Raw genomic sequence first — 12536 nt, forward strand, 5'->3', positions numbered from 1 at the left:
CATGGATAATAAATATTTGGTTTTAGATATTGGTGGAACTTCAATTAAATATGCATTAATGATTGAAGAAATTGAGTTCTTAGAGAAAGGTAAGATTGCAACACCACAAGATTCTATCGAAAATTTTGTAAACGTTATTGGAAATTTGTATGATAAATATAAAGATGATATAGAGGGAATGGCAATTAGCATGCCTGGTTTAATAGATAGTAAAAATGGTTATGCAAAAACAGGGGGATGGCTTAGATACAATGATGATAAACATGTAGTTAAGATATTACAAGAGAGATGTCCAACTAAGATTACAATTCAAAATGATGCAAAATCAGCAGCTTTAGCTGAGGTATGGAAAGGAAGTTTGAAAGAGTATAATGATGGAATTGTAGTAGTTTTAGGCACAGGAGTGGGAGGAGCAATAGTAAAAGATAGAAAAATACTTAATGGAAAGCACTTCTTTGCAGGTGAATTTAGTTATATATGGACAGATACTACATTTGCGATAGATGGTACTGATAACATGTGGGGATATGTTAATGGTGCAGCAGCTTTAAATGGAGCAGTTGCAATGGCTAAAAATTTACCTAAGGAAGAAGTTGATGGGTTTAAAGTTTTTGAACTTGTTAATTCTAGAGATAAGGCTGCTATAGATGTGTTAGATAAATTTACATATCAATTGGCAGTCCAACTATACAATTTACATTGTGTTTTAGATACTGAAGTTATAGCTATAGGTGGGGGGATTAGTGAGCAAGATATATTAATAGAATATATTCAGAAAAATATTGAAAAGATATTTGATAAAGTTCCCTTTGATATTCCAAGAGTTAAAGTTGTTAGATGTAAATTTAGAAATGATGCTAATTTAATTGGAGCATTATACAATTATCTAAGAATAGAAGAAAAATAATACTTTTGTATAATATAGATTTAATAACAACTTGATATTAAAAATAACTAGCAATGTAAAATACTTTTATACATTGCTAGTTATTACTCATAAATTTTACTTTGTTTATTATTATCTTTTTAAACTATCAATCAAAGAATAAGGAATTTTAAGATTCCCTTCTCCAAATCCAATTTCAATATTACCTCTATTAGTCCCATGATAATCAGTTCCACCACTAGAATACAATTGATACTTCCATATTAAATAATCTAAAAACTTTCTATCATCATCGATATAAGAAGGATAATACCTTTCAATTCCATCTAAACCTAAATAAACTAAATACTTAATATTATCTTCAATGTCTTCAAAACTTAATCCACCTAATCCAATTCTTTTATTAAAATGAGCTAAATAAGTTTTTCCATCAGCTTTATGAATCATTTTAATGGCTTCATCTACTGGAATTAATTCACCTTTATCATAAGGAATTGGATCTAAGTATATATTCCAAACCCTTTGAGATTCAGTACAAATATTGTTTTCTATAATATATCTGTAAATATCATATCTAGATAAATATTCATCGTATTTCGCTTTGTGTAAATCATTAATATCTATATATAAGCCAGTAGTATTTTTTATATGTTCAAGGATTTTAGGAATTCCTTTTTCTCTAGCGTTTTTCATTTTATTATAAGCAGTTAAGAAGTAATCATTATCTAAGTTAATGTTTAATCCAAGTATATGAAGTATTCTACCAGCCTTATATAATGAACTAATTTCAATACCATTAATTAATTCAATATTATTATTTTTTGCTGCAACTTTAGCTTCTTTTAAACCTGCAATACTATCATGATCAGTTAATGCAATTGCTTTTAGTTTATTTTTCTTTGCTGCTTTTATAACTTCTGTTGGACTATCACTTCCATCTGAGATGTATGAGTGTGTGTGTAAATCAATTAAATTCTCCATAAAAATACCCTCCAATGATATATATTATAACAGTTTAATTAGATAAATATAAGTTCAGACTAGAATTGTAGTAAATCAAATAGGTAAAAGATATGTCCAAATTATTAAATTAACATTATAATTAAATCATAAGGAGATTAGTGGGTATGAGAAAAGATATAATAGATAAGTTGATGGAATTAACAGAAGAAGAAAAGAAAATATTAGAAGGAGAACATAGCATTGATCAAAGTATATATACAGATGATAAACAGTTTATTATAGATAGTAAAAAAATATTAGCAGATGGACAACTTATAAATATAAGAAAACATACAAGATTCATAGAGTTTCCAGCGCATAAGCATAACTATATTGAATTTAACTATGTCTATAAAGGTAAACTTACAGAAGTAATACATAATAAAAAAATAGAACTTCAAGAAGGGGAAATAATTTTTTTAAACAAAGATATAACCCATGCAATAGAAAAAAGTTTTGAGGAAGATATAATAATTAACTTTATAATTAAACCTGAATTTTTTGATTTTATTCTTAATTTATCAGAAAGTGATAATATAATTTTTAGTTTTTTATTAAAGTCGTTATATTTAAATAGAAATAATAAGGGGGAGTACCTTTACTTTAAAGTTTCTAATGAAAAAGACATACAAGAAATTTTAGATAAAATAATTATAGAAATTTATGAGCCAACTATGATGAGTAGCACAACTATAAAATTATTAGTTGGACTATTAATAGTAGAATTAATTAAAAAGCCTAATAATATAGAAGTTTATTCAGAAGATACTTATGATAATTTAATTATAATTGAAGTTTTAAAATATATAGATAATAATTATGCTACTGCAACTCTATTTGAGATATCTGAAATAGTGAATCAACCACATTATAAAATAAGTAAGTTAGTAAAAAAGCATACTAATATGACATTTAAAGAATTATTACAAGAAAAAAGGCTTAATAAAGCAAAACAACTATTGAATGAAACAGATTTTTCTATTGTAGAAATAATATCACTAGTTGGTTATGAAAATTTTACGTATTTCTATAAGATATTTAAAGAAAAGTATGGCTATACTCCAAAAGATTTCAGAAAATCATAAATTGGAATAATATAGTGTTTTTAGTGATATGTATTCTCAACTTAGACAAAATACATCTGCAAATAAAGTTAATAAAATAGACAACTTTGGTTATTAAAACCAAGGTTGTTTTTGTTTATAATTTAATCATAGTAAACGTTTTGCGAGGGAGGGGAAATGATGAGCTATTATTTAGCCATTGATATAGGGGCTTCTAGTGGGAGGCATATATTAGGAAGTATAGAAGATGGAAAGATAAAGTTAGAAGAAATATATAGATTTGAAAATGGAATTAGCAAAATAGGAGATGAATATTGTTGGGATATTCAAGGACTCTTTAATGAAATAAAGAAAGGTATTAAAAAGTGCAAAGATATTGGAAAAGTGCCAAAAACCATAGGCATAGATACGTGGGCAGTAGATTTTGTTTTATTAGATGAAAATGATGAGATGCTAGGAAATGCCGTTGCCTATAGAGATGATAGGACTGAGGGATATATGGAAAAAGCATTTCAAGTTATTCCGCAAGATATGTTGTATTTATACACAGGAATACAATTCCAAAGATTTAATACATTATATCAGCTATTAGCAATTAAGGATAAAAATCCAGAATACTTAAAAAAGGCAAAAACATTTTTAATGATTCCTGATTATTTAAATTTTTTACTTACAGGTAAAAAAGCTAATGAATATACAAATGCAACATCTACACAGTTAGTAAATTCTTTTGATAGAACTTGGGATAAAAATATTTTAAAGGAATATGGAATCAATGAGGAAATGTTCCAAGAAATAAAAATGCCAAAGACAAGTTTAGGAAAGTTAAGAAAAGAATTAGTTAATGAATTTGGATTTGATATGGAGGTTATACTTCCAGCAACTCATGATACTGGATCAGCATTTATATCTTCAGTATGTAATGATTCAGATAGTATTTATGTAAGTTCTGGTACATGGTCATTAATTGGCGTAGAGAATAGATTCCCGATTTGTGTACCACAAGCTATGGATTATAACTTTACAAATGAAGGTGGAATTGATTATAGATTTAGATTTTTAAAAAATATTATGGGGCTTTGGGTAATACAAGAGGTAAGAAGAAATTTAAATAATGAGTTTTCTTTTGCTAACTTGGTAGTACTAGCTGAAGAGCACAATTATTTTAAATCAATAATTAATGTTGATGATGATAGATTTTTAAAACCAGACAATATGATTGAAGAAATTCAAAACTATTGTAAAGAAACTAATCAAGATATTCCAACAAAAGTCGGAGAAATAGCAGTTTGTGTATTTAATAGTCTAGGACATAGTTACAAAGGTGCAGTCGCAAATCTTGAGGATATATTTGAAAAAGAATTTAAGAAAATAAATATATTTGGAGGAGGATGCCAAAATAATTTATTAAATCAAGTAGTTGCTGATGTTACTGGAAAAGAAGTTTTAGTAGGACCAGTAGAGGCAACTGCAATAGGAAATCTTGTAGCTCAATTAATAAGTGTTGGTGAGTTAAAGGATTTAGGACAAGCTAGGCAAGTAATAAAAGAATCATTTGATATAAATATATTTAAACCAAATAAAGGAGAAGTTTAAGATGAATGTTAAAGAAAGATATGAATTAGCTAAAGAGAAATATGAAAAATGGGGAATAAATGTAGATAAAGTTTTAGAAGAACTTAATAAAGTGAAAATTTCAGTTCATTGTTGGCAAGGCGATGATATTAAAGGATTTGAAGTAGTTCAAAATGCTTTATCTGGAGGAATTCAATGTAATGGAAATTATCCTGGAGCAGCAACAAGTGCTGAAGAGTTAAGAGCTGATTTAGATAAAGCATTAAGTTTAATTCCTGGTAAGCATAAAGTAAATTTACATGCGATTTATTTAGAAAGTAATGGAGAGTTTGTTGAAAGAGATGAAATAAAACCAGAACATTTTGCAAAGTGGGTTAATTGGGCAAAAGAAAGAGACCTAGGATTAGATTTTAATCCAACGATATTCTCACATCCAAAAGCAGCTGATGGATTAACATTATCACATCCAGATAAAGAAATAAGAGATTTCTGGATAAGACATGCTATTGCATCTAGAAAAGTTGGTGAATACTTTGGAAAAGAATTGGGGCAAACTTGCTTAACTAATCTTTGGATTCCAGATGGATATAAGGATATCCCAAGTGATAGATTAGGGCCGAGAGCAAGACTTAAAGATTCTTTAGAGCAAATATATGCAGTTAAAACTGATAAAAAGTACAACTTAGATTGTGTTGAATCAAAGGTATTTGGTATAGGTGCAGAAAGTTATACAGTAGGATCAAATGAGTTTTATCTAAATTTTGCAGCAAGAAATGGAATTATGTCATTAATGGATACGGGACATTATCACCCAACAGAAGTTGTTTCTGATAAAATATCTTCAATGTTATTGTTTAATGAAAAAATTGCCCTTCATGTAAGTAGACCTGTTAGATGGGATAGTGACCATGTAGTTATTTATGATGATGAACTAAAGGAAATTGCTAAAGAAATAGTAAGAAATGATGCATTAGATAGAGTAATTATTGGACTTGATTTCTTTGATGCAAGTATTAATAGAATAGCAGCTTGGACAATTGGTACAAGAAATATGATTAAGGCATTATTAAATGCAATGTTAACTCCAAATGAATTGTTAAGAAAGCTTCAAGATGAAGGTAACTTTACTGAAAGATTAGCCTTAATGGAAGAATTTAAAACATATCCAATGGGAGATATATGGAATTACTACTGTGAAAAGAATAATGTACCAGTAGGTGAATCTTGGATAGAAGATGTTAAAAGATATGAAGAAGAAGTGTTATCAAAGAGAAATTAATTATAAGTAATAATAAAAGAAGAATTTATATTAGATATCAAAATAATACCATAATAGAGTTTTGATATCTAATATACAAAATTTATTGAATAAGAGGTAATGAAAATGAGTATGCAAGATATGAAATTTGTACAAAACTTTATGAAAATGACTAATGATGCTTGGCTTAAAGGATGGCATGAAAGAAATGGTGGAAATATTTCTTATAGATTAACTTCTGAAAATGTAGAATCAATTAAGAATATTATTGATGAAAATAGAGATTATTCACCAATAGGGGTTACAGTTAAAAATTTAGCTAATGAATATTTCTTAGTAACTGGAAGTGGAAAGTTTATAAGAAATGTAGCTGTTGATTTAGAGGCTAATGTAGGAATAGTTAAAATTGATGAAAAAGGTGAAAACTATAAAGTTGTTTGGGGATTAGTTAATGGTGCTAAACCTACTAGCGAATTACCATCTCATTTAATGAGTCACTCTGTTAAATTCGAAGCAACTAACGGTAATCATAGAGTAATAATGCATTCACATGCGACAAATTTAATTGCTTTAACATTTGTATTACCTCTTGATGGAGCTGTATTTACAAGAGAATTGTGGGAAATGGCAACCGAGTGTCCAGTAGTATTCCCATCAGGAGTAGGAATAGTTCCTTGGATGGTTCCAGGTGGAGCTGAAATTGCTGAAGCAACAAGTGAATTAATGAAAAAACATGACGTAGTTATTTGGGCATATCATGGAGTGTTTTGTTCAGGTGAGGATTTAGATTTGACATTTGGGCTTATGGATACAGTTGAGAAGTCGGCTGAAATACTTGTAAAAGTTCTATCAATGGGTGGAAAGAGACAAACTATAAGCTCAGATAATTTTAGAGATTTAGCAAGAGATTTTAATGTTACTATTTCAGAAGAATATTTAAAGTAAATAATTATTAAAAAATATATGAATAATGCATAAATTATATAGAAAAAATTAGAGTAGGAGAGGATATTATGGCAATATATTATGTACCATCGATTAATTTAATGGGAGCTGGATGCTTAAATGATTTAGGAGAAACAGTTAATGATTTAGGATTTAAGAAAGCTTTTGTTGTTACAGATAATTTTTTAATGAGTAATGGAGTAGCAAATAAAGTATTAAATGTTTTAGAGGAGTATGGAATAGGTTATGAAGTATACTCAGAAGTAGTTCCAAATCCAACTTGTAAAAATGTTCATGATGGATTAAATAGATTAAAAGGAACTGATTGTGATTTCCTAGTTTCAATTGGAGGAGGTTCTCCACAAGATACAGCTAAAGCTATAGGTATTTTAGCAACTAATGATGGAGAGATTAAATTCTATGAAGGAGTTAATGTTTCTAAGAATAAATCTATGCCAATAGTAGCTGTTAATACTACTGCTGGTACTTCAAGTGAAGTTACTATAAACTATGTTGTAACTGATGAAGAAAGACACGTAAAAATGGTTATGGTAGATAAAAATTCATTAGCTACAGTAACTGTTAATGACCCAGAGCTTATGGTTGAAAAACCAGCATCACTTACAGCAGCAACAGGAATGGATGCCTTAACACATGTTATTGAAACAATAGTTACGCCAGGAGCTTATCCAGTATCTGATGCAACAGCATTAGCAGCAGTAAAAATAATATTTGATTATTTACCAAGAGCAGTTGAAAATGGACATGATATTGAAGCTAGAGAGCAAATGGTTTATGCAGTATTCCTAGGTGGAATTGCATTTAGTAATGCAGGCCTTGGAAATGTACATGCTATGGCTCACCAATTAGGTGGAATTTATAATCTTCCTCATGGAGTATGTAATGCTATGTTACTTCCATATGTTGAGGAGGAGAATGCAAAGTATGTACCAGAAAGGTTTGTTTCAATTGCGAATGTACTTGGATATGATGTTGAAGGTAAATCAGTTCAAGAATGTGCAGCTTTTGTTGTAAAAGAAATGAAAGAATTAGCTAAGAAAGTTGGAATTCCGGCTACTTTAGGTGAACTTGGGGTTAATGATGTTGATTTTGATCTTTTAGCTGAAAATGCCATGAAGGATATTTGCGCTCAAGGAAATCCAGTAGGATTTACTAAAGAGCAAATTATTAAACTATATAAAAAAATAGTATAGTAAAGTGATTTTGAAGTAAAGAATATTATTTAAGAGACTATATCAAAGGTTAAATTATTAATAGTATGTACGGTTATTAGTTTTTTGTATTATAACAACATATTATAAAAAATAATGAAATTAACCTTGATATAGTTTTTTAATTCTATAAATTTTTAGAAAAATTTGAAAAGTTATTGAAAATTATTATTAATTGGGGTATATTTGTATAGTGAAAATAATAATGATAATTATTATCAACAAGATAGGGGGGATTACTTATGATGATAAATAAAAGGTTAATAAATCTTTGCAATAATTCAAAAAAGTATATAGGATTTACTGTTTTAGCAAATTGGATTTCTGTATTGTGTAATATAGGCATAGTATTTTTAATAGGTGGTTTTATTAATAATGTGTATCTAGGTAACACTTTAAATTTTTCTAATAGCAGTATTATAGAAAGTTTTAAATATTTTAATATAACTAGTGATATTTCGCTGCTTAATGGAAGTATTATGGTAAGTGTACTTATAATAATTAGATGCATTTGCAATAGCTTATATACTAAATTTTCAAATTTAGCGTCATCTAACGCAAGAATAATTTTAAGAGATAGTTTATACAAGAAACTTTTAAAACTTGGACATTCTTATACATCTCATGAAAGCACATCTGGGATAGTTCAATTAGCAGTTGAGGGGATTGAACAATTAGAAATTTATTTTGGAAAATATTTACCTCAGTTTTTTTATTCTCTTTTAGTTCCTATAACTTTGTTTATTTTTATGAGTTTTATATCAATAAAAGCTGCTTTAGTTTTCATTTTGTGCGTTCCTTTAATTCCAATATCAATTATAGCAATCATGAAAATAGCAAAAAGAATTTTAAAGGATTATTGGAAATCTTATTCGGATCTTGGTGGAACATTTTTAGAAAATCTTCAAGGGTTAACAACTTTAAAAGTATTTGATGTTGATGAAGATAGACATAAAAAAATGAATGAAGAAGCTGAAAATTTTAGAAAAATTACTATGAAAGTTTTAAGTATGCAACTTAATTCTATTACTATAATGGATTTGGTAGCTTTTGGGGGAGCAGCGCTAGGTACAATAGTTGCCTTAATACAGTTTAAAAATGGGCAGATAATGCCAGGAAGTTTATTTATAATAATTATTTTATCATCAGAATTTTTTATACCACTTAGACTTTTAGGTTCATATTTTCATATAGCAATGAATGGCATGGCTGCTAGTGATAGAATTTTTAAAATTTTAGATGTTAAAGAGAGAGAAAAAAATATCAATGATGATATAGTTTGGAACAATGAAAATATGAGTGTTAGTTTGAAGAATGTTTCATTTAGTTATGATGGAGAGAGAGAGGTAATAAGCAATATAAATTTAAATATAGAAGATAAAGGTTTAACTGCAATTGTTGGTGAAAGTGGTTCAGGAAAAAGTACTATTGCATCTTTAATATTAAATGAGTACAGGGTAACACAAGGTAATATTTTGCTAAACAATGTGGATTTAGAGGAAATATCAATGGATAAGATATATGATAATATAGCAATAGTTTCGACTAATAGTTATATATTTAATGGAACCATTTTAGACAATTTAATGGTAGCTAATAAAAGTGCTTCAGAAAAAGAGATAGTAAAAGCATTAAAAACAGCTAGGCTGTATGACTTTGTAAATTCTTTAAAGGATGGCTTATTAACTTATGTAGGACAAAGTGGAAGCAATTTATCAGGAGGACAAAAGCAAAGGCTTGCTTTAGCTAGAGCTATCTTGTCTAATAGAGAAATGATTATATTTGACGAAGCTACATCAAATATAGATGTGGAAAGTGAGGAAAATATATGGAAGGCTATTTATGATCTTTCAAAGAAAAAAACAATTCTTGTAATATCTCATAGATTAGCAAACGTAAAAGATGCTAAAAAAATATATGTACTTAATAAAGGAAAACTAGTTGAAGAAGGAAGTCATGATAGTCTTATGCAAAACAAATCATATTATTTTGATATGGTAAATAAACAGGAAGAGTTAGAGAGTATAAGGGAGGTGTGCTAAAAATGAAAAGAAAGTCTGGTCTTCAAATTATGAAAAGACTTATACTAGAACTTAAACCATTAGTTTCAATCATGTTAATAACTATAACTATGGGGATTTTAGGATATTTAGCTGCAATATCTATAGCAAGTTTTGGTGTAATAGCTCTTGGTACAGTTTTGGGAGATGTAACATTTATAACATTTAAAGGTGCGATAGCTATTATGGTGATTTGTGCTGTTTTAAGAGGGTTATTAAGATATGCTGAACAACTTTCAGGGCATTACATAGCATTTAAAATCCTTTATATATTAAGAGATAAAATATTTTTAAAACTTAGAAAATTAGCTCCAGCAAAGCTTGAAGGAAAAGAAAAGGGAAAACTTATATCACTTATAACATCTGATATTGAACTTTTAGAGGTATTTTATGCTCATACAATAGCTCCAATTGCTATAGCTTTAATTACAAACAGTATAATTTCGATAGTTTTATATAGTATAAATCCGTTGTTTGGGATTTTAGCTTTGATATTCTTTTTAATAGTAGGATTTGTTATTCCTTATTTTTCATCTAATTTAGGCAAGGATGCAGGGGTTAAATATAGACAAGTTGTTGGGGATTGTAATAACTACGTTTTAGATTCTTTAAGAGGATTAAAAGAAGTTTTGCAATTTAAAAATGGTGAAGAGAGATTAAAAGAAATTAATAATTCTTCTAAAACAATGAACGAAAGTTTAGATAAAATAAAAAAACATGAAGGTTTAGTTAGGTCTATTACAGATTTAACTATAATGAGTGCAATATTAACTTTTATAGGAGTTTCTTTTTATCAATATTCATTAAATAATATAAGTTTTACATCAATGATTTTAGTAACAGTAATCATTGCGTCATCATTTGGTCCTGTTGTGGCTCTTAGCAATTTATCAAATACACTGCTTCAAACATTTGCATCAGCCCAAAGACTTTTTGATTTAATGGATGAAGAACCACAAGTTGTAGAAGTATTTAAAGGAGAAGAAATTGCTTGTGATTCAATTAGTTATAAAAATGTTGAATTTTCTTATGAAAATAGAGATAAGAGAGTATTTAATAAGGCTTCCATAGAGATAAAAAAAGGTGATAAAATTGCTTTAATTGGAGAAAGTGGGATAGGTAAGAGTACATTTGTTAAACTTCTTATGAGATTTTGGGATGTAAATAATGGTGATATAAAAATTAATAATAAGAGTATTAAAAATATTAACACAAGTTCTTTAAGAAATTCTCAAACTTTAGTTAGTCAAGAAACTTATCTTTTTAATGAATCTATACTAGATAATATAAAACTTGGAAATAAAAATGCTACTAAGGAAGAGGTTATTGAAGCGGCTAAAAAAGCTTCTATTCATAGCTTTATAGAAACTTTGCCTAATGGTTATGAAACTAGGGTATCAGAACTTGGTGGGAATTTATCAGCAGGAGAAAGACAAAGAATAGGACTTGCTAGAGCATTTTTAAGAAATAGTGAAGTTTTAATTTTAGATGAGCCAACTAGCAATTTAGATACGTTAAACGAAGGTGAAATATTAAAATCTATAAAGGAAAATTGCAAAGATAAAACAATAGTTTTAATATCTCATAGAAAATCAACTACAGCAATATGTGATAAAACTTATAAATTAGAAGATGGAAATTTAGTAATTATTTAAAGAAAATACTTTATTAAAAAGTATAGATATATGGATAATTATATTTTTCAAATGATAATAATAATCATAATTAATTATATAAATTAAAGAGGAGTTTGTATGGGAAGGATTCAAAGAGAAAAAAAGATTATCAAACTTATGATAAATATTTATTGTAGAAAAAAGCATAAGAGTAAAAAGGATGAATTTTGTGATGAATGTAATGAACTTTTAGAGTATGCTCATAAAAGATTAGATTTTTGTAAGTTTGGAGATAATAAATCAACTTGTGGAAAATGTACAATACATTGCTATAAAAAAGATATGCGAGCAAAGATTAAAGAGGTTATGAGATTTTCAGGAATTAGACTTATTATATATAATCCAATAGAGCTTGTTAGGCATATGTTAGATATATAAATTTTTAGTTTATTTGATAAAAGATAATTAAAGATAAAGTTTAAATTAGTGTAAGGAGTTTTTTATATGAATAAAATTAAAAAATATATTTATATAGCAGTAGGATTAATTGCATTTTTATTAGGGGCAATAGGAGTAATACTACCTGTTTTACCTACTACACCTTTTTTACTTTTGGCTTCTTTTTGTTTTGCTAAAGGCTCTGAAAGGTTTCATAAATGGTTTACTGAAAGTAAGATTTATAAAAAGCATCTAGAAAGTTTTGTTAAAGAAAAAGCCATGACATTAAAACAGAAGATTACAATTCTTGCTTTTGCAGATTTTATGATGGCTTTTCCGCTTATTTTATTAGATAACTTGCATGTAAAAATACTTTTAGTAGCATTAATATTTTTTAAATTTTATTATTTTATATTTAAAATAAAAACTATAAAACCAGTTAAAGAGGGGGATTTTTAAA

The 12536-nt window shown here is 27.8% G+C and carries 11 protein-coding genes; 10 read left to right on the forward strand and 1 reads right to left on the reverse strand.

Annotation, left to right across the window (positions count from 1 at the left end; genetic code table 11):
• Position 1 precedes the first annotated feature (1 nt).
• The gene (locus HH195_RS03125) at positions 2-907 is read left to right on the forward strand and encodes an ROK family protein (protein ID WP_196371533.1); all 906 of its coding nucleotides are present in this window, start codon (positions 2-4) and stop codon (positions 905-907) included.
• 111 nt (positions 908-1018) lie between these two features.
• Here HH195_RS03125 and HH195_RS03130 read toward each other — a convergent pair whose 3' ends face one another.
• Positions 1019-1867 carry a PHP domain-containing protein gene (locus tag HH195_RS03130; RefSeq protein ID WP_196371534.1) on the reverse strand — a complete coding sequence of 283 codons (849 nt, stop codon included), beginning with the start codon at positions 1865-1867 and terminating at the stop codon, positions 1019-1021.
• A gap of 146 nt (positions 1868-2013) precedes the next feature.
• Here HH195_RS03130 and HH195_RS03135 point away from each other — a divergent pair, with 146 nt between their 5' ends.
• From HH195_RS03135 to HH195_RS03175, 9 genes are all read left to right on the forward strand, one after another.
• On the forward strand, positions 2014-2973 hold the full coding sequence (locus HH195_RS03135) for an AraC family transcriptional regulator (RefSeq protein ID WP_196371535.1): 960 nt from the start codon (positions 2014-2016) through the stop codon (positions 2971-2973).
• A 159-nt stretch (positions 2974-3132) separates the two neighbouring features.
• The gene (gene rhaB / locus HH195_RS03140) at positions 3133-4548 is read left to right on the forward strand and encodes a rhamnulokinase (protein ID WP_196371536.1); all 1416 of its coding nucleotides are present in this window, start codon (positions 3133-3135) and stop codon (positions 4546-4548) included.
• Position 4549: 1 nt separating this feature from the next.
• Positions 4550-5806: an L-rhamnose isomerase gene (gene rhaA / locus HH195_RS03145; RefSeq protein WP_196371537.1), complete on the forward strand. Its 1257-nt coding sequence runs from the start codon at positions 4550-4552 to the stop codon at positions 5804-5806.
• 105 nt (positions 5807-5911) lie between these two features.
• Entirely contained in the window at positions 5912-6730 is an 819-nt protein-coding gene (gene rhaD, locus HH195_RS03150) for a rhamnulose-1-phosphate aldolase (RefSeq protein WP_196371538.1), read from the forward strand.
• A 68-nt stretch (positions 6731-6798) separates the two neighbouring features.
• A complete protein-coding gene (locus HH195_RS03155) occupies positions 6799-7944 on the forward strand; it encodes an iron-containing alcohol dehydrogenase (RefSeq protein ID WP_196371539.1) in 1146 nt (381 codons plus the stop codon).
• Between the two features lie 260 nt (positions 7945-8204).
• Positions 8205-10004 (forward strand): ABC transporter ATP-binding protein/permease, encoded by a 1800-nt coding sequence (locus tag HH195_RS03160; RefSeq protein WP_196371540.1) that lies wholly within the window; start codon positions 8205-8207, stop codon positions 10002-10004.
• A gap of 2 nt (positions 10005-10006) precedes the next feature.
• The gene (locus HH195_RS03165) at positions 10007-11677 is read left to right on the forward strand and encodes an amino acid ABC transporter ATP-binding/permease protein (protein ID WP_196371541.1); all 1671 of its coding nucleotides are present in this window, start codon (positions 10007-10009) and stop codon (positions 11675-11677) included.
• A gap of 99 nt (positions 11678-11776) precedes the next feature.
• Entirely contained in the window at positions 11777-12076 is a 300-nt protein-coding gene (locus HH195_RS03170) for a nitrous oxide-stimulated promoter family protein (RefSeq protein WP_055258572.1), read from the forward strand.
• Between the two features lie 66 nt (positions 12077-12142).
• Positions 12143-12535 carry a YbaN family protein gene (locus HH195_RS03175; RefSeq protein WP_055258573.1) on the forward strand — a complete coding sequence of 131 codons (393 nt, stop codon included), beginning with the start codon at positions 12143-12145 and terminating at the stop codon, positions 12533-12535.
• Position 12536: the final 1 nt, after the last annotated feature.

It is taken from the genome of Candidatus Sarcina troglodytae (assembly GCF_015708635.1).
Taxonomy (GTDB): domain Bacteria; phylum Bacillota; class Clostridia; order Clostridiales; family Clostridiaceae; genus Sarcina; species Sarcina ventriculi.

Coding starts and splice junctions, on each gene's coding strand:
- HH195_RS03125 (WP_196371533.1), top strand. CDS start 2: ATGGATAATAAATATTTGGTTTTAGATATTGGTGGAACTTCAATTAAA.
- HH195_RS03130 (WP_196371534.1), bottom strand. CDS start 1,867: ATGGAGAATTTAATTGATTTACACACACACTCATACATCTCAGATGGA.
- HH195_RS03135 (WP_196371535.1), top strand. CDS start 2,014: ATGAGAAAAGATATAATAGATAAGTTGATGGAATTAACAGAAGAAGAA.
- rhaB (WP_196371536.1), top strand. CDS start 3,133: ATGAGCTATTATTTAGCCATTGATATAGGGGCTTCTAGTGGGAGGCAT.
- rhaA (WP_196371537.1), top strand. CDS start 4,550: ATGAATGTTAAAGAAAGATATGAATTAGCTAAAGAGAAATATGAAAAA.
- rhaD (WP_196371538.1), top strand. CDS start 5,912: ATGAGTATGCAAGATATGAAATTTGTACAAAACTTTATGAAAATGACT.
- HH195_RS03155 (WP_196371539.1), top strand. CDS start 6,799: ATGGCAATATATTATGTACCATCGATTAATTTAATGGGAGCTGGATGC.
- HH195_RS03160 (WP_196371540.1), top strand. CDS start 8,205: ATGATGATAAATAAAAGGTTAATAAATCTTTGCAATAATTCAAAAAAG.
- HH195_RS03165 (WP_196371541.1), top strand. CDS start 10,007: ATGAAAAGAAAGTCTGGTCTTCAAATTATGAAAAGACTTATACTAGAA.
- HH195_RS03170 (WP_055258572.1), top strand. CDS start 11,777: ATGGGAAGGATTCAAAGAGAAAAAAAGATTATCAAACTTATGATAAAT.
- HH195_RS03175 (WP_055258573.1), top strand. CDS start 12,143: ATGAATAAAATTAAAAAATATATTTATATAGCAGTAGGATTAATTGCA.